Origin of the sequence: Actinosynnema sp. NPDC059335, assembly GCF_042752395.1 — a bacterium.
In the GTDB taxonomy this organism is placed as follows: Bacteria; Actinomycetota; Actinomycetes; order Mycobacteriales; family Pseudonocardiaceae; genus Actinosynnema.
In genome coordinates this window covers 16,561-42,248 of record NZ_JBHYXZ010000007.1, presented here as the reverse complement: position 1 = coordinate 42,248, position 25,688 = coordinate 16,561, and the positions used below count along the sequence as shown (strand labels likewise).

Genomic DNA, 25,688 nt, shown 5'->3' with positions numbered 1-25,688 from the left:
CCTCGGACGCGAGTCCGAGGGGGCTTCCGCGCATCAGCCCCGCGCGGGCGCGAGCACGGCCGGCGCGGGCGCGGCCGTGGGCACGGCGGTCGCGGTGGGCGCCGGCGACGCGGTCGGCACGGGCGACACCGTGGGCGCTGCGGTCACGGTCGGCGCGGGCGTGGCCGTCGGGGCCGGCGCGGGAGTGGCCGTGGGCGCGGGCCGGGTGGTCGTCGGCGGCGTGGGCACGTCGGCGCACTCCGCGTCCGCGGGCAGGTCGGCGTACTCGTCACCGACGAAGTAGACGGCGCTCGACCACTGCGTGCCGCCGTCCTGCCTGCCGATGTTCAGCCAGACGTCGTTGGTGTAGCCGTAGTCGGTGATCGACTCGCCGTGCGCCCAGCAGTACGCGCCCACGGTCGTGCCCGCGCGGACCGGGCTGCCCGCCGCCGGCAGGCACGCCGTGGAGGGGCAGATCCGGACGTTGACGTCGTGCCACGCGGTGGCCTCGTACGCCGGCGGCCCGCTCGCGCCGACCTCGGCCGCCGGCTGGGCGAGCGCCGCGGCGCCGGCCGCGAGCAGACCCGACGCGGCCAGCGCCGCCACCGCGACCGTCTTGACGATCCTCATGGACGTTCCTCCCGGTAATCGGTCGATCACTGGCTTGAACGCCCTGGGGTGGCGCGCACGTTGCACGGCCGGACGAGACAGTGCCCCCGGGGCCGGGGGGGGGGCGGGGGCCCGCGCCGTGTCCGTTTCCGTGTCCGTGTCCTACGGCAGCACCTGGATCTTGCGCCCCTGCCCCTGCCGGAACCGCGCCAACGCGGCCGCGTAGTCGGTCAGCGGCAGCCGGTCGCTGATGAACACCTCCGGGTCCAGCACGCCCGCCGCGAACAGGTCGGCCGCCCGTTCGAACGAGTGCAGCACCGCCATCGACCCGGTGATGGTGATCTCCTGGTTGTAGATGCGGTACGGGTCGATGGTCACGCGCGCCGCGTAGTCGGCGACGCCGAACTGCAGGAACGTCCCGCCCTTGGCGACGCGTCCCAGCCCGTCCTGGATCGCCTTCTCGTTGCCGGTGGCGTCGATGACGACGTCCCACCCTTCGGGCCGGTCCAGCTCGTCGGGCGACGCCGCGGTGGCCGTGACGCCCAGCCGCTCGGCCGTGGCCAGCCGCTCCGGGTTCAGGTCGACCACCTCGATGGACGACGCGCCGGTCAGCTTGCCGAGCTGCAGCATCATCAGCCCCATCGTGCCGGAGCCGTAGATCAGCACCCGGTCGGCCAGCCGCGAGCGCAGCACGTCGTAACCGCGCACCGCGCACGACAGGGGCTCGATCAGCGCCGCGTCCTCGGTGCGCACGTGGTCGGGCAGCCGCACGCAGTTCGCCACCGGCGCGACCGCGTACTCGGCCGCGCCGCCGCCGGTCGTGACGCCGATCGCGGCCCACCGCTCGCACAGGTTGCCCCGCCCGGACCGGCACATCCGGCACTCGTGGCAGTACAGCGAGGGGTCCACCGCGACCCGGTCGCCGACGGCCACCTCCGTCACCGCCGAACCGACCTCCACGACCACGCCCGCGAACTCGTGGCCGGGCACGACCGGCAGCGCGGGCGCGAACTCGCCCTGCAGGATGTGCAGGTCCGTGCCGCACAGCCCGCACGCCGCGACGTCCACGACGACCTGGCGCGGGCTGGGCGTCGGGTCCGGCACCTCGGCGACCTCGACCGCGCCGACCCCGGTGATGACGGCTGCTCTCACTTCACGGCTCCCAGCGACAGGCCCTGGACCAGCTTGTCCTGGGCGGCGAACCCGGCGACGAGCACCGGCAGCGACACGACCACGGCGGCGGCGCACAGCTTGGCCAGGAACAACCCCTGGCTGGTGACGAACCCCGTGAGGTAGACCGGCGCGGTGCCCGCGACCACGCCGGTCAGCACGCGGGCGAACAGCAGCTCGTTCCAGCTGAAGATGAAGCAGATCAACGACGTCGCGGCGATGCCCGGCATGGCGACCGGCGCGACGACCCGGCGCAGCGTGGTGACCAGGCCCGCGCCGTCGAGCGCGGCGGCCTCCAGGATCTCGCCCGGCACCTCGGCGAGGAACGAGCGCATCAGCCACACCGCGATCGGCAGGTTCATCGACGTGTAGAGCACGACCAGGAACGAGATGTTGTCGAGCATGCCGGTGTGCTGGGCGACCAGGTAGACCGGCAGCAGCCCGGCCACGACGGGCAGCATCTTGGTGGACAGGAAGAAGAACAGCACGTCCGACCACTTCTCGACCTTCTTGATCGACAGCGCGTAGGCCGCCGGGATCGCCAGCAGCAGCACGAGCGCCGTCGAGCCGACCGACGCGCTCAACGAGTTGATCAGCGACGGCCACGGGTCGGAGTCGAAGAACTCGGCGTAGCCGTCGAACGTGATCGGCGCGGCGAGCGACGGCGGGTTGGTCGCCGCGTCGGTCTCGCGGTGCAGCGAGGTGAGCGCCATCCACGCCACCGGCGCGAAGAACAGCAGGCCCGCCGCCCACGCGGCCAGGCCCAGGAGCCGGCTCATGCCCGCACCTCCTCGCGCAGCAGCGACGACACCACGCGCAACGCGAACGTGGCGATGACGATGGAGCCGACCACCACGACCACGCCCGCGGCGGACGCCTGGCCGTAGTCGTGCGCCTGGTAGAAGGTCTGGTAGATGGTGTACGGCAGGTTGGCCGTGCCCAGGCCGCCGGAGGTGATGGTGAAGACGGCGTCGAAGTTCTGCACGATGTAGATCGAGCCGAGCAGCGCGCCCAGCTCCAGGTACGGCCGCAGGTGCGGCAGGGTGAGGTGGCGGAACACCTGCCACGGCGTCGCCCCGTCGATGCGCGCGGCCTCGACCGCGTCCTGCGGGCGGCTCTGGAGACCGGCCAGCAGGATCAGCATCATGAACGGCGTCCACTGCCACACCAGCGCCACCTCGACCGCGACCAGCGGCATGCCGCCGATCCACTCCGGCTGCGGCGCGTCCGCGCCGAACAGCCACGTCAGCACGCCGTTGAGCAGGCCGTACTCCGGGTTGTAGAGCGCGTGCTTCCACAGCAGCGCGGCCGCGACCGGCACGACCAGGAACGGCGCGATGAGCATCGTGCGCACGAGGCCGCGCCCGGGGAAGCGGCGGTCCAGCAGCAGCGCGAGCACCAGTCCGAGGGCCAGGCTGACCAGCACCACGGTGGCGGTGAGCACCACCGTCGTGCCGATCGCCGCACGCAGGTCGGGGTCGGTGAACACGGCGGTGTAGTTGTCGACGCCCGCGAACCCCCGGTTGGCGGGGTCGAGCGAGTTCCACCGCATCAGCGAGATCACCAGGGTGGCGACGAAGGGCAGCTGGGTCACCACGATCGTGAAGACGAGGGCGGGCAGGAGCGGGGCGCGCCGTGCCCAGCGGGCGGCCGCCGCCAGGGTCGCCGGCGGCCGGGCCGGGGGCGGCGTCGGCGCGGCGTGCGCCGCCTCCCGCACGGCGGTCACCGGAGCCTGCCGATCGGGGTCGGGTTCGCCATCACTTCCCCCGGTGCTTCGCGGCGACGACCTCGGCCAGCGCCTGGCTCGCGTCGAGCGCGGCGTCCACCGTGGTGGAGCCGGCGATGGCGGCGCTGATCTGCTGCGACACCTGCGTGCCGAGGTCGGTGAACTCGGGGATGCCGACGAACTGGATCCCGCTCGCGGGCCGTTCCTGCACGCCGGGGTCGGTGGGCCTGGCGCTCGCGATGGCGGCCTCCGCCTGCTTGGCGAACGTGCCGCCGGCCGCCAGGTACTCGGGCCGCTGGTAGGTGGACTTCCGCTTGCCGTCGGGGAGCCTGGACCAGCCGAGGGTCTTGCCGACCAGCTCCTCGTACCCCTTGCCGGACGCCCAGGACACGAACTTCCAGGCGTTGTGGGCCTTCGTGCTGGCCTTCTGGATGCCGAACGCCCAGGTGTAGAGCCACGCGGAGCTCTCGGTCTTCACGACGGGGGCCTGGGCGAAGCCCAGCTTGCCCTTCACCGGCGAGTCGTCGGCCTCCAGCAGGCCCGCGGCGACCGTGGCGTCGTACCACAGGGCGACCTTGCCCTGGGTCATGTTGTTGAGGCACTCGGCGAACCCGGCCTGCGGCGCGCCCGCCTCGCCGTGCGCGCGGACCAGGTCCACGTAGAACTTGGTGGCCTCCTTGAACTCCGGCGCGTTGAGCCGGGCCTGCCAGTCGGCGGTGAACCACGTACCGCCGAAGGTGTTGACCACGGTCGTCAGCGGGGCGATGAGCTGGCCCCAGCCGGGTTGGCCGCGCAGGCAGATGCCCTTCATGCCGGGCTGCGCGCCGTCGACCCGGGCGGCGATGTCGGCGACCTGCTGCCACGTCGGCCGCTCGGGCATGGTGAGGCCCTTCGCGTCCAGCACGTCCTTGCGGTACATGAGGAACGACGACTCGCCGTAGAACGGCTGGGCGTACACCTTGCCGTCGGCGGCGGTCAGGGACTGCCGGATCGGGTCGAGGATGTCGTCCTGGTCGAAGCCCGGGTCCGCGGCGACGTGGTCGTCCAGCGGTGTGAGCCAGCCGTTCGCGGCGTAGATCGGGGTCTCGTAGTTGCTGATCGTGGCCACGTCGTACTGGCCCGCCTGGCTGGAGAAGTCCTGGCTGATCTTGTCGCGGACGTCGTTCTCGGGCAGCACGGTGAAGTTGACCGTGATGCCGGTGTCCTTGGTGAAGTGCTCGGCGGTCAGCTCCCGCAGGTCCTGCATCTGCGGGTTGTTCACCATCAGGACGTTGATCGAGTTCTCACCGCCGCCGCCCCCGCCGCCCGCGCCGGCGCACGCGGTCGTCGCCAGGAGCACCGCGGCCAACAGGCCGCCATACCGGAATGACTTCATCGTCTGCCTTCCTTCGGGCGAGCGGAACCGGACCCCCGGTGCGTCGGGGGTCTCCGGTGGGTGGTGCGGTCAGGCCCGGATGACCTTCGGTCCGAGCAGGGCGTAGCGGTGGGCCTCGCCCGCGGGCAGCACGGAGTCCGTGACGACCGCCTCCAGGTCGGCGACGCCGCCGAACCGGTGGAAGCTCGCCACGCCGAACTTCGTGTGCACGCCGACGAAGACGCGGCGGCGTGAGGAGGCCATGGCCTGCGCCTTCACCGCGCCGACCGCCGGGTCGGGCGTGGTGAGGCCGTGCTCGCGGGAGATGCCGTTCGCCCCGATGTAGGCCAGGTCGATCACCATCTCGGCGAGCATGCGGGTGGCCCAGTGGTCCACCGTGGCGAGCGTGCGGCCCCGCACCCGGCCGCCGAGGAGCAGCACGGTCGTGGACGGGACCTCCGACAGCGCGGCGGCGGTCGGCAGCGAGGCGGTGATCACCGTCAACGGCCGGCCGGTGGGCAGCGCCTCGGCCACGAGCTGGGGCGTGTAGCCCTCGTCGACGAACACGGTCTCGGCGTCGCCGAGCCGGTCGGCGGCGGCTCGGGCGATCCGCCGCTTCTCCGGCACCCTGGACGCGGAGCGGAACTTCAGCCCGGTCTCGTACCCGGCGCTCTCCACCGGGAACGCGCCGCCGTGCGTGCGGCGGACCAGGCCGTGCTCGTCCAGCACGCGCAGGTCGCGGCGCACGGTCTCGGGCGCGACCTCCAGCTCGGCCGCGATCTCGGCCACGTCGACCCGGCCGTCCGCGCGGGCGCGGGCCAGGATGCGACGCTTGCGCTCGTCCGCCCGCATGCCGCCTCCCGTGCCCGCTCGGACCGCCGCTGCCCGTTCGGGCCGCGCAACAGGTTTAACACCGGCGAATTCGTGTGGCCAGCGCCACAGCCCGGTCGGCGATGCCCGGATTCCGCCCGCTTCCCCTGACCGAACGCGCACACCGCCCCGGATCCGTGCCCGAATCCCCCCACCCCACCGCCCGTTCCCGCGTGCCTCCCTCCACAACGCGCGAGTCCTACGTTCGGAACGCGTGTGTCCTACGTTCGGAACACCCGAGTTCAACGTTCACGTCACGGGCCATCGCCGGTCGCCGTGTTCCGAACGTTCAACTCGGGTGTCCTGGACGTAGGACACACGCGACCCGAACGTAGGACTCGCGCGAGAGTCGTACGTTCGGGTCGCGTGTGTCGAACGCTCCGGTACCCCGAGTTCAACGCTCAGGTCAGGGCCGGGTAGTCGATGTAGCCCTTCTCGTCACCGCCGTAGAACGACGACGGGTCGGGCGTGTTGAACGGGCCGCCGTTCGCCAGGCGGGCGGGCAGGTCCGGGTTGGCCAGGAACAGCGCGCCGAAGCTCACCGCGTCCGCGGTGCCGTCGTCCACCAGCGCCAGGTGCTCCGGACCGGTCGAACCCTCCGGCGTCAACGGGTTCAGGATCAGCACGCCGGAGAAGCGCTTGCGCAGCTCCGCGGTCAGCGCCCGCTCCCCCTGCTCGCCGATGTGCAGGTACGCCAACCCGATCGGGTCGATGGCGTCGACCAGCGCCGGGTACAGCTCGTCGTGCGTCTCCTCGGCGATGTCGTTGTACCGACCGGCCGGGGAGATCCGCAGGCCGACGCGGTGCGCGCCGATCGCGTCCGACATCGCGCGGAGCGCCTCGACCACGAACCGGATGCGGTTCTCGATCGAGCCGCCCCACCGGTCGTCGCGCAAATTGGTGTTGTCGGCCAGGAACTGGTGCGGCAGGTAGCCGTTCGCTCCGTGCAGCTCGACCCCGTCGAACCCGGCCTCGACCGCGTTGCGGGCGGCGGTGGCGTAGTCGGCGATGGTGGCCACGACCTCGTCGTCCGTGAGCACGCGCGGCGTGACGTAGTCCTTCATCCCCTTGCCCGTGAACAGCTGCCCGGCCGCGCGCACCGCGGACACGCCCACGGGGTGCAGGTCGCCCGGCAGCACGTCCGGGTGGCCGATCCGGCCGCCGTGCATGAGCTGCGCGAAGATCCGCCCGCCCGCCGCGTGCACCGCCTCCGTGACGCCGCGCCAGCCCTCGACCTGCTCGGCGCTGTGCAGCCCGGGGGTGTCCGGGTACCCCTGACCGACCACGGACGGCTGGATGCCCTCGGTGATGATCAACCCGGCGCTCGCCCGCTGCGCGTAGTACTCCGCCATCACCGGCGTCGGCACGGTCCCGTACGCCCGGCTGCGGGTCATCGGCGCCATCACGATCCGGTTGGCCAACTTGGTGCCGGCGAGGTCCAACGGCTCGAACGCGCTGCTCATGGCTTCCTCCAGAGTGCCCTGTTTAGCTGTCCGAACAGCAATCCGAACTCGGATGATTCCCCATAGTCGTTGTGACCACCCTCACCCCGCCGGCGCACTAGAATCGACACATGGCCGGGACACGCGAAAACAGCACGTCACCGGCGGCCTCGGGGGTTGTCGGCCGCGGACCGGTCAGCCACGCGATCTTCCGCGTCGCCCGCCTGCACCGCCTCCTCGCCGGTCAGCTGCTCAGGCAGGCAGGTCTGCACCCCGGCCAGGAGATGGTGATGATGCACCTGTGGGACCACGGCGCGCAGCGGCAGGCCGACCTGTGCGGCGTGCTCGGCTCCGACTCCCCCACCATGACCCGCACGGTGCAGCGCCTGGAACGCGCGGGCTTCGTGCGCCGCGCCCCCGACCCGACCGACGGCCGCGCGGTGCTGGTCGAACCGACCGCCGCGGGTCACGCGCTGCGCCGCGAGGTGGAGCGCATGTGGGAACAGCTCGAAGAGGCCACGCTCGGGAACCTGGACGACGACCAGCAGGCCGAGACCCTGAGGGTGCTCGGCCTGCTGGAGTGCAACCTGGCGGCCCGGGCGAACCGGCCCGCTACCGGGCCGGCCTGATCCAGGCGGCGGTGTCCGTCGGCACGGCGCCGTCCACGAGCGGCCCGCTGGTCAGCAGCACGGCGTCGTGCGGGGGCAGGGCGACCGGCGCCGCGGACAGGTTGAGCACGCACGCGAAGTCGTCGCCGCGGCGGAACGCCACCACGTCGGGCCCCAGGTCCAGCCACTCCATCGGACCGTCGCCCAACGACGGCTCCGCCCGCCGCAACGCCAGCACGGCGCGGTAGTGCGCCAGCATCGAGTCGGGGTCGCCGGACTGCGCGGCCACCGACAACGACCGCCAGTGCGCCGGCCGCGGCAGCCACGACGGCCCGTCGTCGCCCCACGGGATCGGCACCCGGCACCCGTCCCGACCGCGGTCGGTGTGCCCGGACCGCACCCACACCGGGTCCTCCCGCAGCTCGTCGGGCAGGTCGTCCACCTCCTCCAGCCCCAGCTCCTCCCCCTGGTAGACGTACACGCAGCCGGGCAGCGACGTGGTCAGCATGATCGCCGCACGCGCCCGCTTCGTGCCCAGCTCCAGGTCCGTCGGGGTCAGGTGCTGCCGCCGGCCGAAGTCGAACGACGTGTCCTCCCGCCCCATCCGCGACACGTGCCGCGTCACGTCGTGGTTGGACAGCACCCACGTGGGCGGCGCGCCGACCGGCGCGTGCGCGGCCAGCGTGGCGTCGATGACCCGCCGCAGCTCGCCGGGCTCCCACGGGCAGCACAGGAAGTCGAAGTTGAACGCCGAGTGCAGCTCGTCCGGGCGCAGGTAGCGGGCGAACCGCTCCGGGTCGGGCAGCCACATCTCCCCGACGAACACCCGCTCGTCCGGGTACTCGTCGAGCACCCGCCGCCAGGACCGGTAGATCTCGTGCACGCCGTCCTGGTCGGAGTAGGGCAGCTCGGCGTCGGGCTTGGAGAAGTCCTTGACCAGGCCGTCGGCCACGTCGATGCGGAAGCCGTCCACGCCCCGGTCCAACCAGAACCGCAGGATCGACTCGAACTCCGCGCGCACCTCGGGGTTGGTCCAGTTCAGGTCCGGCTGCTCGGGGCTGTAGAGGTGCAGGTACCACGAGCCGTCCGGGGCCTGGCTCCACGCCGGCCCGCCGAACCGGGACCGCCAGTCGTTCGGCGGCTCGTCGCCCTCGTGGAACCAGAACCGGTCCCGCCCCACGCCCCGCAACGCCTCCTGGAACCAGGGGTGCCGGTCCGAGCAGTGGTTGGGCACGATGTCGATGATCACCCGCAGGCCGACCGCGTGCGCCTCGCCGATCAGCTTCTCCGCCTCCACGAGCGTGCCGAACACCGGCTCGATGTCGCGGTAGTCCGCGACGTCGTAGCCGCCGTCCGCCAGCGGCGACGGGTACCAGGGGCTGAGCCAGATCGCGTCCACACCCAACTCGGCGAGGTAGGGCAACTTCTGGCGCAGTCCCGCCAGGTCGCCGATCCCGTCGCCGTTGCCGTCGGCGAAGCTGCGCGGGTACACCTGGTAGATGGCCGCACCGCGCCACCAGTTCATGTGGATCCTCCCTCGGTAATGGCGTCAGCCCTTCACGCTGCCGGCGGTGAGCCCCGCCAGGACGTGCCGCTGGAACACCAGGAACAGGCCGATCACGGGCACGCTGGACAGCACGAGGCCGGCCAGCAGCAGGTTGACCGGTGTGTCGGGCGCGAAGCGCTGCAACGCGACGCTCAGCGTCTGCCGCGCCGGGTCGGAGAACACCAGCAGCGGCCAGATGAAGTCCTTCCAGGCGGCCACGACCGCGAAGATGGACACGACCGCGAGGATCGGCCGGGACAGCGGCAGCACGATCCGCCACAGCATCGTGAGCTGACCGGCGCCGTCGATCCGCGCCGCCTCCAGCACCTCGACCGGCAGCTGGTCGAAGAACCGCTTGAGCAGGAACACGGTGAACGCGTTCGCCGCGCCGAGCAGCCACAGCGACACCGGGTTGTTGAGCAACCCGAGGTCGGAGATGGTCAGGTAGGTCGGCACCAGCAGCACCGCGGCGGGCATCATCAGGGTCACCAGCATCATGCCGAGGATCCCCTTGCCCAGCACGGGCCTGAGCCGCGACAGCGCGTACGCCGCGGGCACGTCCACGGCGAGCTGCACCGCCCACGTGCCGACCGCGACGACGATCGTGTTGAGGAAGTACCGGCCGAGGTCCATCAGGTCCCACGCCTCGGCGTACGTGCCGGGCGTCCACGTCTCCGGCAGCACCGTCGGCGGCACGCGGGCCAGCTCCGCGGCCGGTTTCATGGCCGAGACCACCACCCACACCAGCGGCACGACGAAGACCGCGGTGAGCACGACGGTGGTGACCACGAGCGCGATGGTGTAGCCGACGCGCGAGCGCCCCGGCGCGATCAGCGTCCTCACGCGTCCGCCTTCCGCGTCACCCGCAGGTACAGGGCGCTGAACGCGCCGAGCACCAGCAGCAGCAACAGGCTCAGGGCACTCGCGGTGCCGAAGTCGTTGTAGTAGAAGGCGTACCGGTACAGCAGGAGCAGCACGGTGACGGTGGAGTCCTCCGGACCGCCGCCGGTCATCACGTACGGCTCGGTGAACACCTGCATGGTCGCCACGACCTGCAACAGCAGCAGCACCAGCAGCACGAACCGGGTCTGCGGGACGGTGACGTGCCACAGCCTGCGCAGCACGTTCGCGCCGTCCAGCTCGGCCGCCTCGTACAGGTCGCCCGGGATGCCCTGCAACGCGGCGAGGTAGATCAGCGTCGCGGTGCCCAGGTTGGCCCACGTCGACACGATCACCAGCGACAGCATCGAGGTGTCGGCGCTGTCCAGCCACGCCGCGCCCGGGAGCCCGAGCCCGCGCAACGCGGTGTTGAGCAGGCCCGGCCCCGGGTCGTACATCCACTTCCAGATCAGCGCGGCCACCACCGGCGGCAGCATCACGGGCAGGTACACGACGAGCCGGAAGTACGCCTTGAAGTGGCGCAGCTCGTTGAGCACGACCGCGAGCACGAACGGCACCACGAAGCCGAACACCAGGGCCAGCGCGGTGAACAGCAGGGTGTTGCGCCACGCCGTGGCGAACAGGGGGTCGGCGAAGAGGCGTTCGAAGTTCTCCCAGCCGACCCACGCGGGGTCGGTGACGAAGTCGACCTGCTGGAAGCCCAGCACGGCCCCGCGCGCGATGGGGTACCAGGAGAACACCGCGAAGCAGACCAGCGCGGCGGACAGGAACCCGTACGCGGCCAGGTTCTCCGCGACGCGGCGGCGCATCACTTGACCTGGGCCAGGACGGGGTTCACCTTGGCTTCCGCGTCGGCCAGCAGCTGATCGGGGTCCGCGTCGCGGTTGGTGAGCACGGCCTGCATCACGTTGTCGAGGATCGCGTAGACCTGCTGCGCGTTGGGCGGCTCGATCAGGCCCTTGGGCCTGGCGTCCACGTAGGACCGGAAGTTCGCCACCGGCACCGTGGCCAGGCTCTCCTTGAGCTGCGTCTGCCTGGCCGCGATGTCACCGGTCCAGATGTCCGCGACGGGCGGCACGGGCAGGCCGATCGGCTGGCCCTGGTCCTTGTACCGCTGGAGGTTCTTCTCGAACCGGTCCGGGTTGAGGTACTTCCACCCGATCCACTTCAGCCCGGCCTTGATCTTCTCCGGCGACGCCTTCGGGTTGATCATGTAGCCCTCGCCGCCGATGAGCGTCCCCTCGCCGTCCGGGATGCCGGTCAGGCCGTAGTTCGCGTAGTCGCCCTTGAACTGGTTGACCAGGGTCGGCACGTTGTCCGGGGCGGCCAGGTACATGCCGAGCTGGCCCGCGCCCATCATCTGCTGGACGTCCTCGATGACGAGCAACTGCTTCTCGCCCATGGTGTTGTCCGTCCAGCGCATGTCCTTGAGGCGCCGGAGGACTTCACGGCCCTTGTCGTTGTTGAAGTCGGCGACCCACTTGTCGCCCTCCTGGCGCGCGATCCGCCCGCCGACGGAGTACATCCACGCGGTGAAGTGCCAGCCTCCCTGGTTGTTCTTGCTGTACTCGGCGAAGCCGACCTTGCCGTTCCCCAGCGCGGTGATCTTCTTGGCGGCCTCGCGGACCTCGTCCCAGGTCTTCGGCGGTTGGTCGGGGTTCAGGCCGGCCTCGGTGAACAGCGCGCGGTTGTAGATCAGGCCCATCGAGTAGTTGGCCGTGGGGACGCCGTAGACCTTGCCGTCCTTGGCGAAGACGTCGCGCAGCTCGGGCCGGATGGCGTCGTAGTTCGGCAGGTCCTTGACGTACTCGGTGATGTCCGCGGCCTGCCTGCGGGCGATGAGGTTCGCCGGGTCGGTGAAGTACGCGTAGAAGACGTCCTCGAGCTGGCCGCCGGCGAGCTTGGCGGAGAACGTCTTGGGGTCCATGAACCCCTCGTGCGGCTCGATGTCGATGTCGGGGTTGGCGGCCTCGAACTCGGCCACGTCCTCGTCGAAGATCTTGCGCTCGAACGCCTGCGTCTGCGGCGGCTGCCCGTTGACCGACAGCGTGACCTTGCCGCCACCGGCGGCGGCGTTGTCGTCGGCTTGCGAGCACGCGACGGCGGTCAGGCTCAGGCTGCCTGCCAGCAGCAACCCCGCCGCTCTGCGGAGGCTGGATGAGTTCATGGGACCGGACCCTTCTCGGCTGTGGTGTGGCGCACACGGTAAGTCGCCCCACCACCGATGCGCAAGATGTCTACTAAACCTCGCAACTTCACGACATCAAGTCGTAAGCTGGGCCGAGGAGGTCGTTCGAAGACGGGCAGGCGAAAACTGCCGCCCACCCGGCGGGTGGACGGCAGCGGAAGGGGTGGCGGACGGTCAGCGCGGGGCGGGCGCGGTGGACGAGCGGACCACCAGCTCCGGCTCGAAGAGCAGCTCCTCGTCGGGGACGGGGGTGCCGGAGATCTGGTTCGCCAGGAGTTCGACGGCCGCGCGGCCCATCGCCTCGATCGGCTGGCGGACCGTGGTCAGCGGAGGTTCGGTGCAGGTCATGAGGGGCGAGTCGTCGTAACCGACCACGGAGACGTCGTGCGGCACCTTGAGCCCGTGCCGCCGCACGGCGCGCACCGCGCCCAGCGCCAACGGGTCCGACGCGCACACGATCGCGGTCACGCCGCGGTGCAGCAGGCGGGTCGCCGCGGCCTGCCCGCCCTCCAGGGAGAACATGGCGTGCTCCTCGAACAACTCCACCCCGGCGGCCGCCGCGCACGACGTGAGCGCGGTGAGCTTGCGCCGCGACGGCACGTGGTCCGACGGGCCGAGCACCGCGCCGATCCGCACGTGGCCCAGCGCCACCAGGTGCCCGAACGCCTGCTCCACCGCCACCGCGTCGTCGCACGACACCCGCGGGAAGCCGAGGTCCTCGATGGCGGCGTTGACCAGCACGGCGGGCAGCTTGCGCCGGGTCATCTGGCGGTAGTGCTCGTGCGAGGCGTCCGCCTGGGCGTACTGCCCGCCGGCGAACACCACGCCGGAGACGTGCTGCTCGAACAGCAGCTCCAGGTAGTCGGCCTCGGTCACGCCGCCGGCCGTGCGGGTGCACAGCACCGGGGTGAAACCGCGTTGCGCGAGGGCGTTGCCGACCACGTCGGCGAACGCCGGGAAGATCGGGTTCTGCAGCTCCGGCAGCACCAGACCGACCAGCCGGGCGCGTTCGCCGCGCAGCTGGGTCGGCCGTTCGTACCCGAGCACGTCCAGGGCCGTGAGGACGGCCGACCGCGTCGCCTCGGACACGCCGGGCTTGCCGTTCAGCACCCGGCTGACCGTCGCCTCGCTCACGCCGACCTTCGCGGCCACTTCCGCCAACCGCCGTTGCGTCATGGAGCAACTATACGGCAGGATTTACGCTCGGCTTGCGTGGATTTGCATTCGTTTGCGAGTTCGACGGCGGCCGGCAGCACCGACGACGGCGGCACCACCCGGTCCACCAGCCCGGTGCGCAGCGCCTCGTCGGCGGTGACCCGGCGCGCCATCAGCACGTGACCGCCGATCACCCGGGAGCCTGTCACCCGGCCGAGGGCGCCGTCGGAGGCCAGCACCCGCCGGTCGCACGCCATCGCGAGTTCCACGACCTCGCCGGACGCGCAGCCGCCGATCGCCGCGACCACCGGCACGGGCAGGTTGGCGACCTCGTCCCGCACGCCGCGCAGCGGGGCGGCGGGGGCTCCGCGCCGGGCCGCCGACGTCCGGACCAGCCGTTTGATGTCGACGGCGCCGAGTCCGGGCTCGACCAGGAGCACGACGGCGCGTGCGTCGACCACCGAGGGCAGCACGGCCCGCACGTCGGCGAGCACGGTGTCCGTCGGCCCGTCGATCCGGATGACCGCGATCCCGCCGGACACCTCGAGTGAGACGGTCATGAGAGCAACATCGTGGCCGAGGATTCCCCCGGTTGTCATGTTCCGCCCCTCCATCGAGTGACGGCAGGGTACAAATCCCCTGTGAAGCGGTGGTGGGTGGCTGCGGTGGCGTTGGCGGGCCTGACCGGGTGCGCGGTGCCCGTGGCGGGCGAGCCGACGCCGGGCCCGACGTCGGCGGTCGCGGCGGCGAAGCCCGAGGTCGTGCGCTGGATGGACAACTTCTGCGGGGTGGCCAACTACATGGTCGCCTCGGGCGGGGTGAAGCTCGACGAGACCCAGACCGACCCGGCCGCGGCGAAGAAGTCGGTCAGCGACTCGCTCGGCCGGGTGGTCGACGTGCTGAACGTCGTGCTGCACGACCTGGACGGCCTGACCCCCGCCCCGAGCCCCGCCGCCGACACCGCCGTCGAGGTCATCAGCGAGCCGCTGACCAGGGCCAGGGACAAGTTCGTCTCGGCCAGGTCGACGGTGGACGCCGCGCCGGAGCTGACCACCGACGTCTTCTCCGCCGTGATGCAGGACATGACGGAGGCCGTCACGGTGATGAACGAGGCGGTGGAGAAGATGTCCGTGATCTCGCTGCCGGACGAGTTCCGCGCCGCCGCCGGCCAGGCCGAGAACTGCGACGTCTGACGACCCGGCGCGCACCGCGCCACCCCGACCCCGTCGCGTCCCGCCGCACCCGGTCGGCGTGAGGCGGTCCCGTCGCCCGCGACCGGGCGCAACAGCCCGGCGCAGCGGTCCGTTAACCGGCCGGAAGTGTGCTGGTGACCTGCGGCGGAGCCGTCTCCGCACATGTGCGGCCCCGTACCCCGCCGACCGCAAATCTGGGGGCACGACCCCCATGTGCGCCACGCGCCCCCATGACACGTTGTGCGGCATGTTTCCCTCCGCCGTGGAACGGCCGCCAGCAGCCTGGTGGGTCAGCGGCGTGCGCGGGAACCCCCAGGAACTGGTCGTCCCCCGTGGACGGCCCTCATGGGCCGCGTTCGTGGAACGCGCCACCACGACCGCGGCCCGTGCAGACTTCACCGGCGGCAGCTGGGACGAGGCGTTCGCCTGCGCCCTGAGACCCCTGGTGCGCGCGACCGCGGCGCTCGACCCCCGCCTGGACGCGGACTTCACCCGCGCCCTCGGCCGGCGGCTGGCCCGCATCGCGGCCCGCACCCTCGTGCTGGAGCTGAACCTCCAGCGGGTCGGCGGGCGGCTGGCGGGCGACACGCCCCAGGAGCGGTTCGCCGACTTCATCCGGCACGTCGACCTGCCCGCGCTGTTCGCCCGGTACCCGGTGCTGGCCCGGCTGCTCGGCCAGACCTGCCTGCACGCCGCCGAGGCGCACCGGGAGCTGCTGGACCGGTTCGCCGACGACCGGCCGGAGATCGTGCGGGCGCTGCTGGACGGCCGCGACCCCGGCCCGGTCGCCCGCGTCGAGACCGGTCGCGGCGACCCGCACGCCCGCGGGCGCTCGGTCGCCGTGCTGACCTTCGCCGACGGCCGCAAGGTGGTCTACAAGCCGCGGCCCGTGGCGCTGCACGGGGCGTTCGCGGACCTCCTGGCCTGGTTCGACGGGCACACGCGCCTGGACCTGCGGTTGCCGCGCGTGCTCGGCCGGCCCGGGTACGGGTGGCTGGAGTTCGTGGCGCACCGCCCGTGCGCCGACGTGACCGAGGTCGGCCGGTTCTACCAGCGGCTCGGCGCGCTGCTCGCGCTGCTGTACGCGGTGGACGGCACCGACATGCACTACGAGAACCTGGTCGCGGCGGGTGATCAGCCGGTGCTGGTGGACGTGGAGACGCTGTTCCACCCGACGGTCGGGCTGCCGGCGGACCCCGCGGTCCGGGCGCTGGCCCGGTCCGTGCACCGCACCGCCGTGCTGCCGCGCGTGCTGCTGGGCGAGCACGGCGCGTTGGACGTCGGCGGCCTGGGCGGCGACCACGGCGACCGGCTCCCGGCCGACGGCGTGGCCTGGCTGCACCCCGGCACCGACCGGATGCGGCTGGTGCGCAGGCCCGCCCCGCTGCCGCCGGCCCACAACCGGCCCGTGGTGGACGGCCGCGAGGCCGAGCCCGCCGACTACCGGGGCGCGCTGCTGGCCGGGTTCCGGCTGGGCTACGACGCGCTGTACGACCACCGCGCCGACCTGCTCGGCCCGGACGGGCTGCTCGCCGCGTTCGCCGACCTGCCGGTGCGGTTCGTGCCGCGGATGACCCAGCTCTACGCGACGGCGCTGGACGAGTCGACGCACCCCGACGCGCTCGGCGGCGCGGCGGCCCGCCAGGACGTCCTCGACGTGCTGTGGGACGACGCCGAGGGCGACGAGGTGCTGCGCGCCCTGGTGCCGCACGAGATGCGCGACCTGTGGGCGGGCGACGTGCCGATGTTCACCACCCGGCCGGGCAGCCGCGACGTGTGGACCTCGACCGGGCAGCGCCTGCCCGACCTGCTGCCGGCGTCCGCGCTGGACGCGGTCACGGCCAAGATCGCCGCGCTGGACGAGGTGGACCGGCACGACCAGCAGTGGCTGATCAGCGCCGGGCTGGCCACCCGGCCCAGGCCCGTGGACCACCGCACCGGTCCCGGGGTGGCCGCGCCGGTCGAGGCGTGCGTCCCCGACCCGCAACGGCTCCTGGTGGCCGCGTGCGGGGTGGCCGACGAGGTGCTCGCGCACGCCGCGACCGCCGCCGGCCGGGTCAACTGGGTCGGCCTGGAGCTGGTGGACGACCGGCACTGGGCGGTGTCCGCGATGGGCGCGGGCCTGTCCAACGGCTACACCGGCGTCGCGTTGTTCCTGGCGCAGCTCGGCCGGCTCACCGGCGCCGCCCGGTACACCGAGTACGCGCGCGACGCGCTCGCGCCGATCCCGGACCTGCTGGCCGCGTTCGCCGAGGACACCGAGCTGGCGGCGGCCGTGGGCAGCGGCGCGTTCCACGGCCTCGGCGGTGTCTGCTACGCGTTGGCGCGGCTGGCGAACCTGCTGGACGACGACGACATCCGGGGCTGGCTGCGCACCGCGGTGGACGTCGCGACCGCGGTGGAGGCGGTCGGCGAGGACCCGGCGAACGTGGTCGAGGGCTGCGCCGGCGGGCTGGCCGCGATGCTCGCGGTGCGCCGGGAGACCGGTCTGGCCTCGGCGGGGCGGCTGGCCCGCGCCTACGCCGACCGGCTGCTCACGGCGGGCGCGGGCGGCGACGGCTTCGCCCGCGGCCGGGCGGGCGTCGGCTGGGCGTTGCTGCGCTACGCGCGCGCCGTCGGCGACGACCGCTACGGTGTGGTCGGCCGCGCGAACCTGCGGTCCGACCACGGGCTGCGGCAGCGGCTGCTCGACGTGACCGAAGCCGACCACAGCTGGTGCTCCGGGCTGTCGGGCGCGGTGCTCGCGCACTGCGCGCACCCCGGCCTGCCGGTCGACGCGCACACCCTGCACCTCGACCGGTGCCTGAACGCCCTGGCGGTGCACGAACCGTTGCGAGACCTGAGCCTGTGCCACGGCGAGCTGGGCGTGGTCGAGGCGCTGACCGTCCTCGCGGAACGCGGGCACGGTCTGGCCGCGGCCGCGCAGACCCGGCGGGCCGGGCTCGTCCTCGGCGCGCTGGAGCAGTACGGGGCGCGCTGCGGCACGCCCGACGGCGTGCCGTCGGCCGGTCTGCTCACGGGGCTCTCGGGCATCGGCTACGGCCTGCTCCGCCTCGGTTTCCCCGACCAGGTGCCGTCCGTGCTCCTGCTCGGTTCCACGCACGACATCAACACCCCCGAGGAGAACACCCGATGAACGACGCCAACCGCGACGAGGTCACCACCTGGAGCGAAGCCCGGGACGGCGACCACCCCGCCGGCGAGATGGCGCTGTCCCGCAGGACCAAGGCCGGCGCCCGCGCCCGCGCGCTGGCCGGCCTGACCCTGGCCGTCGGCGCGTACGCCGCGGTCGCCGTGAGCGAGTCCAGCATGACCACCGTGAGCGCGCCCGGCCTCACGCTGTAGCGCCGCGCTCCGCCGCCGAACTGCCCGCCCGCACTGGGGGTGCGGGCAGTTTGGCATGCGCCCGATCGGCTTGACTAAGGTCGCCCCATGCACACCCGCGCGCCGGTCGTGGTCGGCCGCGACGAAGAACTCCAGGTGCTCGAGCGACTGCTCGCCGACGCGGCCCGCCACCGGGGCCGGGCCGTGTTCCTCGTCGGCGAGCCGGGCATCGGGAAGACCCGCTTGGCGCGCTCCGCCGCCTCCGCCGCCTTCGACCGCGGCATGCGCGTGCTGCGCGGTCGCGGCAGCACCATCGGGCCGATCGTGCCGTTCCGGCCGCTGGCCGAGGCGCTGATGTCGCTGCTGCGCGGCGGGGACGGCCCCGACCTGCGGGAACTGGGCCCGTACCAGCGGGCGCTGGGCAGGCTGGTGCCCGAGTGGCACCCGGCGCAGTGGAGCGCCGAGGCGGGTGGTCCCGAGGAGCAGCGCCCGGCGCACTCGGTGCTGGTGCTCGCCGAGGCGGTGCTGCGGCTGCTGGCCGCGGTCGGCCGCAAGCAGCCGTGCCTGGTGGTGCTGGAGGACCTGCACGACGCCGACGCCGAGACGCTGGCCGTCGTGGACTACCTGGTGGACAACCTCGACCAGGCGCCCGCCGCGCTGCTGGTGACCGCCCGCGCCGACCCCGGCCCCGCGCTCGACGTGGTCCGGCTGGCCGCCCAGCGGCAGGCGGGCGTGCTGCTGGAGCTGCGCCGGTTGGACGAGTGGCAGGTGCGCCGGATGGTCGGGCTGTGCCTGGAGGCGGAGGACCACGAGGTGCCCGCCGAGGTGGTGCAGCGGCTGTGGGCCGACAGCGCGGGCAACCCGTTCGTGGTCGAGGAGATGCTGCACGGCCTGGTCAACGGCGGGCTGCTGGTGCGCGGTCCGGGTGGCTGGCAGGTGCTCGGCGAGCTGCGCATCGACGTGCCGTCGGCCCTGGTGCGGTCGATCGCGCACCGCACGGACCGGCTCGGGCCGCAGGGCCGCGAGGTGCTGTCGGTGGCGGCCGTGCTGGGCCACCGGTTCCCGCTGTCGGTGCTGCGGCGGGTGACCGGGATGGACGACCGGGGCCTGCTGTCGCACCTGCACGCCGGGGTGGCGGCGCAGCTCGTCACGCCGGACGAGCCGGTGCCGGACTGGTACGCGTTCCGGCACCCGCTGACCGCCGAGGCGCTGCTCGCCCAGCTGCCCCCGCCGCACCGGGCCGAACTCGCCCGGCGGACCGCCGACGCGGTGCAGGAGCTGCACCCCGGCCTGCACGGCGAGTGGCGGGCGCTGGTGGCGTCGCTGCGGCTGGACGCCGGGCAGACGGCCGAGGCGGGCACGCTGCTGGCCGAGGCGGGCAGGCGGGCGCTGGCCGACGGCGCGGCCGGGTCGGCGGTGCGGCTGCTCGACCACGCGCACCGGCTGCTGGCCAGCCAGGTCGACGTGTCGATCCGCGCCGACGTGCTCGACTCGCTGCTGCCCGCGCTGGCCGAGGCGGGCCAGTTCGAGCGGGCGTTCGCGCTGGTCGACGCGGTGACCGAGCTGAGCGCGGCCGGGCTCGGCCGGGTCCGGCGGGCCGAGCTGCACACCAAGCTGGCGCAGGTGGCCAACACCGCGGGCCGGTGGACCGACGGCATGGCGCACGTGGAGACGGCGCGGGCGCTGCTCGGCGCGGACGCGACCGACGAGCACACCGCGCGGCTCGACGCGGTGGCCGCGTTCCTGACGTTGAACGTGGACGCGCCCGACCGGATCGCCTCGGCCGAGTTCCTGGCCCGCCGCGCGGCCGACGCGGCCAAGCGGGTGCCGCTGCCCGAGGTCGGCTGCGAGACGTGGCAGCTGCTCGGCGTGCTGGCCCGCGACCGCGACCTGGCCGAGGCGACCGAGTGCTTCCACCGGGCGCGGGCGCTGGCCGAGGAGCACGGGCTGCCGATCCAGCGGGTGTACGCGGTGATCCGGCAGGGCGGCCTGGACTGGCTGGCCGAGGGCACGTCGGGCGAGCTGGCGGACGCGCGCGAGGAGGCGCTGCTCATCGGCGCGATCAGCGTGGCCTACAACGTGGACGCGATCCTCGGGCTGGACGCCGTGCTGCGCGGGCAGTACGCGGACGCGGCGGACCGGCTCGCGCGCACCGTCGCGGACACCCGCCGGCTCCAGCTGCGGAACCTGACCACCTACGGGTTGATGGCGCGGGCCACGGCCGCGGCGCACCAGGGCAGGCGGGCCGAGATGGAGGCCGCCATCGAGGAGTTCGAGGCGGCGGGCGGCGGCTCGCAGGAGCGACCGCTGTGCCACGGGCTCGCGCGGGCGTTCTGCGCGTTGCTGGAGGAGGACCGGGCGGCGGCCGAGCAGGACCTGGCGCGGGCCATCGCGTTCGAGGCGCAGACGCCGACGGTGTTCCACCTGGCGGGCCGGCACGGGCTGCGGCTGCTGCTGGACGCGCTGGCCGGCGCGTCGGACGTGGACGCCTACCTGGACGTGACGCGGTCGGCGGCGGCGCGGATGCGCTGGAACCGGGTGTTCGCGCAGTTCGCGCTGGCCGTGGTGCTGGGCAGGCACGGCCGGGAGGCGGAGGCGGCGCAGGCGGTCCGGGCGGCCCGCGAGGCGGCGGCGATCTACCCGCTGGCGCGCAACCTCGGGCTGCGGCTGGTGGCCGAGGCCGCCGTGGCGGACGGGTGGGGCGAGCCGGTCGGGTGGCTGCGCGGCGCGGAGGAGTACTTCCACCAGGCCGGTCACGCGGCCGTGGCCAGCGCGTGCCGCGGGCTGCTGCGGCAGGTCGGCGCGACCGTGCCGCAGCGGCGGACGGGGTCCGACCAGGTGCCGCGCGAACTGCGGGCGCTGGGCGTGACGGTGCGCGAGTTCGAGGTGTTCCGACTCCTGGCGGGCCGGCTGGGGAACAAGGCGATCGCCACCCGGCTGCACATCTCGCCGCGCACGGTGGAGAAGCACGTGGCGAGTTTGATCACGAAGACCGCGCAGCCGGACCGGGAGTCGCTGAGCGCGTTCGCGGCGTCGCTGGGACCCGCCGACCGGCCCTAGCGCCCCGGCGAGGTCGGCGCGGTCACGCGGATGTCGGCGTTCCAGTCGGCGAACCGGTGAACGGTGCGCTGGAAGTCGTTGCCCTCCAACGTCTTCAGCACCTGCTCCACCCGCACCGGCAGGTCGCCCGGCCCCACCCAGACGGTCGCGGACGCGGTGAAGCCCGACTCGTAGGCCGCCAGCAGCCGGCCGCGCCGGGAGCTGTCGACGGTGCGCTCGGCCTGCGCCCGCAGGTCGACCAGCAGCGTGTACCGGTGGGTCGCCACGTCGTCCACCCGGTCGTCGCCCGTCTCCACGAGCAGGCTGCCGGCCAGGGACTCCACCACCGACGCCGGGTCCACCTCGTCGGTCAGGCCGGCCACCGTGGTGTCCACCCGCACGGGCGCGCGGTCGGTCAGGTCGAGCCTGGTCCACGCCCCGTCGCCGGTGCGGGAGTAGCCGGCGTCGGCGAGCACGACCACCTCGGTGTCCGAACCCTGCCGCAGCGACACCAGCGTGCCCTCGCGGGTGCGCAGCAGGCCGCCGGACAGCGTCACGCGCAGCCCGGACAGGGTCGTCTCCGCCTCCACCCCCACGGACCGCTGCTCGGCGGACCGGGCGGCCAGGCCGGCGAGCAGCGTCGCGCCGTCCTCCACCACCGGGCCGAGGGTCGGCGCGGGCAGGCCGGTCCGCTCCGCGCAGCCCGCCACCACCGCCACCGCGACCAGCACCAGAGCGACGACGGACCTGCGCATGACTCCCCCCGCGGACGGTGAACACCGCCATACTCCCGCACCGGCGGCGGATAAGGAGTGCGAACCCGGAAAGTGCCTGGGCTACGGTCGGGTCATGCCCCACGTGCTCTCCGTCAACGTCGGCTCCCGCGTCGAGTCCGACCAGGCCGTCGTCGGCCACACCGGGATCGGCAAGCTGCCCGTGCGCGGGCCCGTGGACGTCCGGCCTCCCGGACCGCGCGGCGCCGGCGGCAGCGGCGTCGTCGGCGACCACATCTCCGACCTGCGCCACCACGGCGGCGACGACCAGGCCGTCTACGCCTACGCGCGGGAGGACCTGGACGAGTGGGCGGCGCACCTCGGCCGCGACCTGCGGTCCGGGCTGTTCGGCGAGAACCTGACCACGGTCGGCGCGGACGTGTGCGGCGCGCGGATCGGCGAGCGGTGGCGGATCGGCGGCGCGCTGCTCCAGGCGACCTCCCCGCGCATCCCGTGCCGCACGTTCGCCGGGGTGATGGAGGAGCCGGGGTGGGTGAGGACGTTCACCCGGCGCGGGCTGCCGGGCACCTACTTCCGCGTGCTGGAGCCGGGCGCGATCACCGCCGGTGACGAGATCGTGGTCGAGCACCGGCCCGACCACGACGTCACGGTGTCGCTCGCGTTCCGCGCCCTGACCACCGAGCCCGACCTGCTGCCGGGCCTGCTGGCGGCGGGCGACGACCTGCCCGACGACCTGCGGCGCCGGGCCGAACGGCGGGCGTTCGACCCGGCGTGACCGGGGCTCAGGCGAGCGCGGACAGCTTCTCGAACTCCTCGTCGGTCAGCTTGATCCGCGCCGCCGCCACGTTCTCCTCCAGGTGCGCGATGGAGGACGTGCCGGGGATCGGCAGCACGACCGGCGACTTGCGCAGCAGCCAGGCCAGCGCGAGCTGCGCGGGCGTCGCGCCGTGCTCCTTGGCCGCCTCGTCCAGCACGCCGCCGGGCCGGGCCAGCTCGCCGGTCGCCACGGGGAACCACGGGATGAACGCGATGCCCTGCTCGGTGGTGCGCTCCAGCACGGCCTCGTGCTGCCGGGCCGCCAGGTTGTAGAGGTTCTGCACGCTCACGATCGGCGCGACCGCCTGCGCCGCCTCCAGCTGGGCGACGTCCACCTCGGACAGGCCGATGTGGCGGATCTTGCCCTCCTCCTGGAGCTTGCGCAGCTCGCCGACCTGGTCCTCCAGCGGGAAGTCCGGGTCGACGCGGTGCAGCTGGTACAGGTCGATGCGCTCGACGCCGAGCCTGCGCAGGCTGGTCTCCACGGCCTGCCGCAGGTAGGCGGGCTTGCCGAGCACCGGCCACTCGTTCGGGCCGGTGCGCAGCAGCCCGCCCTTGGTGGCGATGACCAGGTCCTCCGGGTACGGGTGCAGCGCCTCCCGGATCAGCTCCTCGTTGATGTGCGGGCCGTAGGAATCCGCGGTGTCGATGAAGTTCACGCCCAGCTCGACCACCCGCCGGAGCAGGGCGATCGCGTTGTCGCGGTCGGCCGGGTACCCCCAGATGCCCTCACCGGTCAGCCGCATCGCGCCGTAGCCGAGGCGGTTGACGGTCAGGTCGCCACCCAGCGAAAAGGTCTCAGACACCTCTGGTGCTCCTCGATACTCGGTTGCTGCTCGGTCCTCCTCCCGCCAACCCGGTGGAGCGCGCCGGTTGTTCCCGTCCGGGTGAATCCGGCCGACGCGCGTCCACCTGGTGGAACGCCCGCTACTGCTTGGCGACCAGCGTCAGCACGTCGTACTTGGCCACCGACTCGCCCTTCTGGTTGACCAGGTCGGCGTCCCAGCGCACCTCGCCGTAGTCCTGGTCCTCGCGGGGCGTGATCTGCTTCGCGGTCAGCGTCACGGTCAGCTCGTCGCCGGGGAACGTGGGCGTGAGGAACCGCAGGTTCTCCAGGCCGTAGTTGGCCAGCACCGGCCCCGGCTCGGGCGAGACGAACAGCCCCGCCGCGAAGGACACGACCAGGTAGCCGTGCGCGACCCGGCCGCCGAAGAACGGGTTCGCCGCCGCGGCCTCCTCGTCCATGTGGGCGTAGAACGTGTCGCCGGTGAACTCGGCGAAGTGCTCGATGTCGGCGAGCGTGACCGTGCGGGGACCGGCGACGACCGTGTCGCCGACCTTCAGCTCGCGCAACGACTTGCGGAACGGGTGCACGTCCGACTCGCTGCGCGGCGCGCCCGTGACCCACCGCCCGGTGACCGCGCTCAGCACGCGGGGACTGGCCTGCACGGCGGTGCGCTGCATGTGGTGCAGGACGCCGCGGATGCCGCCCATCTCCTCGCCGCCGCCCGCCCGGCCCGGACCGCCGTGCACCAGCATCGGCAGCGGCGAGCCGTGACCGGTGGACTCCTTCGCGTCGTCCCGGTCGAGCACGAGGACGCGGCCGTGCCAGGGGGCCACGCCCAGCACGACGTCCCGGGCGAACTCCGCGTCGTGCGTGACGACGGAGCCGACCAGGCTGCCCGCGCCCCGGGCCGCCAGCTCGACCGCGTGCTCCGCGTCGCGGTAGGCCATCAGCGTGGACACCGGGCCGAACGCCTCCACCTCGTGCGGCTGGGCGTGGTCGGGGTCCGCCTTGAGCAGCACGGGCGACAGGAACGCGCCCCGCTCGGCGTCGGCGTCCACCACGTCGACGCGGTCGAGCGAGCCGTAGACCACCTCGCCGACCTCCAGCAGCGCCTTCAGCGACCGCCGGACCTCCTCGCGCTGCTCCAGCCCGGCCAGCGCGCCCATCCGCACGCTCTCGTTCGCCGGGTTGCCGATCACGACCTTGGCCAGGCGCGCGGAGGCGGCGTCGGCGACCGCGTCGACCAGCGGGGCGGGGACCAGGGCGCGCCGGATCGCGGTGCACTTCTGGCCGGCCTTGACCGTCATCTCGGTGACGAGCTGCTTGACGAACAGGTCGAACTCGGGCGTGCCCTCGACCGCGTCCGGGCCGAGGATCGAGCAGTTCAGGGAGTCGGCCTCGGCGTTGAAGCGCACGCTGTTGCGCACCACGGTCGGGTGGGTGCGCAGCACCTGGGCGGTGGACGCCGAGCCGGTGAAGCCGACCAGGTCCTGGCCGGTCAGGTGGTCGAGCAGGTCGCCCGCGCTGCCGGTGACGAGCTGGAGCGAGCCCTCCGGCAGCAGGCCCGGGGCGAGCATCAGCTCGACCAGCTTCTCGGTCACGTAGGCGGTCTGGGAGGCCGGCTTGATCAGCGACGGCACGCCCGCGATGAACGCGGGGGCGAACTTCTCCAGCGGGCCCCACATGGGGAAGTTGAAGGCGTTGATCTGCACCGCGACGCCCCGCAGCGGGGTCGCGACGTGCTGGCCGACGAACGTGCCGCCCTTGCTCAGCGGCTCGACGTTGCCCTCCACGTGGACGGTGTCGTTGGGCAGCTCGCGCTTGGCCTTGCTCGCGTAGCCGAACAGCACGCCGATCCCGCCGTCGACGTCGATCAACGAGTCGGTCCTGGTGGCCCCGGTCCGGGCGGACAGGGCGTACAGCTCGTCGCGGTGTTCCCGCAGGTGCGAGGCGAGGGCCTTGAGCAGGGCGGCGCGCTGGTGGAACGTCAGCTCGCGCAGGGCCGGCCCGCCGACCCGCCTGCCGTGGTCCAGCGCCGCCGCCATGTCGATGCCCTGCGACGAGATCCGGGCGATCTCCTCGCCGGTCACCGCGTCGTGCAGCGGCGCACCCTCGGCGGTGGGGACGTGCCAGCGACCGGACACGTAGCTGCGCAGCATGGCCATCGGTGTCGACCTCCTCGTCGGGCCGGTGGGTGTCCCGGCATGACCCGACAGTAAAGCCCCCTACTTTCATCGTGACTTGATTC

General features: G+C 73.1%; 22 protein-coding genes. 6 read left to right on the top strand and 16 right to left on the bottom strand.

What is annotated here, in order from left to right; all coding sequences use genetic code 11:
• Positions 1 to 33 precede the first annotated feature (33 nt).
• The 7 genes from ACFXGA_RS03740 to ACFXGA_RS03710 form a co-directional block, all read right to left on the bottom strand.
• Positions 34 to 609: a hypothetical protein gene (locus tag ACFXGA_RS03740; RefSeq protein ID WP_378084083.1), complete on the bottom strand. Its 576-nt coding sequence runs from the start codon at positions 607 to 609 to the stop codon at positions 34 to 36.
• Between the two features lie 141 nt (positions 610 to 750).
• The gene (locus ACFXGA_RS03735) at positions 751 to 1,740 is read right to left on the bottom strand and encodes a zinc-dependent alcohol dehydrogenase family protein (protein ID WP_378084081.1); all 990 of its coding nucleotides are present in this window, start codon (positions 1,738 to 1,740) and stop codon (positions 751 to 753) included.
• Positions 1,737 to 2,537: a carbohydrate ABC transporter permease gene (locus ACFXGA_RS03730; protein WP_378084079.1), complete on the bottom strand. Its 801-nt coding sequence runs from the start codon at positions 2,535 to 2,537 to the stop codon at positions 1,737 to 1,739. Before ACFXGA_RS03730 ends, ACFXGA_RS03735 begins: the two co-directional genes overlap by 4 nt.
• Complete coding sequence (locus ACFXGA_RS03725) at positions 2,534 to 3,475, bottom strand: carbohydrate ABC transporter permease (RefSeq protein ID WP_378084177.1); 942 nt, start codon at positions 3,473 to 3,475, stop codon at positions 2,534 to 2,536. Before ACFXGA_RS03725 ends, ACFXGA_RS03730 begins: the two co-directional genes overlap by 4 nt.
• Before the next feature lie 40 nt (positions 3,476 to 3,515).
• Complete coding sequence (locus ACFXGA_RS03720; RefSeq protein WP_378084078.1) at positions 3,516 to 4,859, bottom strand: ABC transporter substrate-binding protein; 1,344 nt, start codon at positions 4,857 to 4,859, stop codon at positions 3,516 to 3,518.
• A gap of 69 nt (positions 4,860 to 4,928) precedes the next feature.
• A complete protein-coding gene (locus ACFXGA_RS03715) occupies positions 4,929 to 5,690 on the bottom strand; it encodes a DeoR/GlpR family DNA-binding transcription regulator (RefSeq protein ID WP_378084076.1) in 762 nt (253 codons plus the stop codon).
• Positions 5,691 to 6,109: 419 nt separating this feature from the next.
• On the bottom strand, positions 6,110 to 7,171 hold the full coding sequence (locus ACFXGA_RS03710) for an alkene reductase (RefSeq protein ID WP_378084075.1): 1,062 nt from the start codon (positions 7,169 to 7,171) through the stop codon (positions 6,110 to 6,112).
• A 110-nt stretch (positions 7,172 to 7,281) separates the two neighbouring features.
• On the opposite strand from ACFXGA_RS03710, the gene ACFXGA_RS03705 reads away from it, so the two are divergent.
• The gene (locus ACFXGA_RS03705) at positions 7,282 to 7,779 is read left to right on the top strand and encodes a MarR family winged helix-turn-helix transcriptional regulator (protein ID WP_378084074.1); all 498 of its coding nucleotides are present in this window, start codon (positions 7,282 to 7,284) and stop codon (positions 7,777 to 7,779) included.
• On the opposite strand, the gene ACFXGA_RS03700 is transcribed toward ACFXGA_RS03705, so the two are convergent.
• From ACFXGA_RS03700 to ACFXGA_RS03675, 6 genes are all read right to left on the bottom strand, one after another.
• Positions 7,763 to 9,283, bottom strand: coding sequence for a glycoside hydrolase family 13 protein (locus tag ACFXGA_RS03700; RefSeq protein ID WP_378084072.1), 1,521 nt, complete (start codon positions 9,281 to 9,283; stop codon positions 7,763 to 7,765). The two genes, ACFXGA_RS03705 and ACFXGA_RS03700, sit on opposite strands and share 17 nt — an antisense overlap.
• Positions 9,284 to 9,307: 24 nt before the next feature.
• Positions 9,308 to 10,147, bottom strand: coding sequence for a carbohydrate ABC transporter permease (locus ACFXGA_RS03695; RefSeq protein WP_378084070.1), 840 nt, complete (start codon positions 10,145 to 10,147; stop codon positions 9,308 to 9,310).
• On the bottom strand, positions 10,144 to 11,013 hold the full coding sequence (locus ACFXGA_RS03690) for a carbohydrate ABC transporter permease (protein ID WP_378084068.1): 870 nt from the start codon (positions 11,011 to 11,013) through the stop codon (positions 10,144 to 10,146). The genes ACFXGA_RS03695 and ACFXGA_RS03690 overlap by 4 nt, the downstream gene beginning before the upstream one ends.
• Positions 11,013 to 12,371, bottom strand: coding sequence for an ABC transporter substrate-binding protein (locus ACFXGA_RS03685; protein WP_378084066.1), 1,359 nt, complete (start codon positions 12,369 to 12,371; stop codon positions 11,013 to 11,015). Before ACFXGA_RS03685 ends, ACFXGA_RS03690 begins: the two co-directional genes overlap by 1 nt.
• A gap of 195 nt (positions 12,372 to 12,566) precedes the next feature.
• Positions 12,567 to 13,568, bottom strand: coding sequence for a LacI family DNA-binding transcriptional regulator (locus ACFXGA_RS03680; protein ID WP_378084064.1), 1,002 nt, complete (start codon positions 13,566 to 13,568; stop codon positions 12,567 to 12,569).
• Positions 13,565 to 14,107 carry an enoyl-CoA hydratase/isomerase family protein gene (locus ACFXGA_RS03675; protein ID WP_378084062.1) on the bottom strand — a complete coding sequence of 181 codons (543 nt, stop codon included), beginning with the start codon at positions 14,105 to 14,107 and terminating at the stop codon, positions 13,565 to 13,567. Before ACFXGA_RS03675 ends, ACFXGA_RS03680 begins: the two co-directional genes overlap by 4 nt.
• Positions 14,108 to 14,188: 81 nt before the next feature.
• Between ACFXGA_RS03675 and ACFXGA_RS03670 the strand changes: the two genes are divergently transcribed.
• From ACFXGA_RS03670 to ACFXGA_RS03655, 4 genes are all read left to right on the top strand, one after another.
• Positions 14,189 to 14,740: a hypothetical protein gene (locus ACFXGA_RS03670; protein WP_378084061.1), complete on the top strand. Its 552-nt coding sequence runs from the start codon at positions 14,189 to 14,191 to the stop codon at positions 14,738 to 14,740.
• 298 nt (positions 14,741 to 15,038) lie between these two features.
• Positions 15,039 to 17,876 carry a type 2 lanthipeptide synthetase LanM family protein gene (locus ACFXGA_RS03665; protein WP_378084059.1) on the top strand — a complete coding sequence of 946 codons (2,838 nt, stop codon included), beginning with the start codon at positions 15,039 to 15,041 and terminating at the stop codon, positions 17,874 to 17,876.
• On the top strand, positions 17,873 to 18,085 hold the full coding sequence (locus tag ACFXGA_RS03660; RefSeq protein WP_378084058.1) for a hypothetical protein: 213 nt from the start codon (positions 17,873 to 17,875) through the stop codon (positions 18,083 to 18,085). The genes ACFXGA_RS03665 and ACFXGA_RS03660 overlap by 4 nt, the downstream gene beginning before the upstream one ends.
• A gap of 87 nt (positions 18,086 to 18,172) precedes the next feature.
• A complete protein-coding gene (locus ACFXGA_RS03655) occupies positions 18,173 to 21,124 on the top strand; it encodes a helix-turn-helix transcriptional regulator (RefSeq protein WP_378084057.1) in 2,952 nt (983 codons plus the stop codon).
• On the opposite strand, the gene ACFXGA_RS03650 is transcribed toward ACFXGA_RS03655, so the two are convergent.
• On the bottom strand, positions 21,121 to 21,858 hold the full coding sequence (locus tag ACFXGA_RS03650) for a hypothetical protein (protein ID WP_378084055.1): 738 nt from the start codon (positions 21,856 to 21,858) through the stop codon (positions 21,121 to 21,123). The genes ACFXGA_RS03655 and ACFXGA_RS03650 overlap by 4 nt on opposite strands.
• A 94-nt stretch (positions 21,859 to 21,952) precedes the next feature.
• On the opposite strand from ACFXGA_RS03650, the gene ACFXGA_RS03645 reads away from it, so the two are divergent.
• Complete coding sequence (locus ACFXGA_RS03645; RefSeq protein WP_378084053.1) at positions 21,953 to 22,612, top strand: MOSC domain-containing protein; 660 nt, start codon at positions 21,953 to 21,955, stop codon at positions 22,610 to 22,612.
• 7 nt (positions 22,613 to 22,619) lie between these two features.
• On the opposite strand, the gene ACFXGA_RS03640 is transcribed toward ACFXGA_RS03645, so the two are convergent.
• Both ACFXGA_RS03640 and paaZ read right to left on the bottom strand, forming a co-directional pair.
• The gene (locus tag ACFXGA_RS03640) at positions 22,620 to 23,459 is read right to left on the bottom strand and encodes an aldo/keto reductase (RefSeq protein WP_378084051.1); all 840 of its coding nucleotides are present in this window, start codon (positions 23,457 to 23,459) and stop codon (positions 22,620 to 22,622) included.
• A gap of 121 nt (positions 23,460 to 23,580) precedes the next feature.
• Entirely contained in the window at positions 23,581 to 25,605 is a 2,025-nt protein-coding gene (gene paaZ / locus ACFXGA_RS03635) for a phenylacetic acid degradation bifunctional protein PaaZ (protein WP_378084049.1), read from the bottom strand.
• Positions 25,606 to 25,688: the final 83 nt, after the last annotated feature.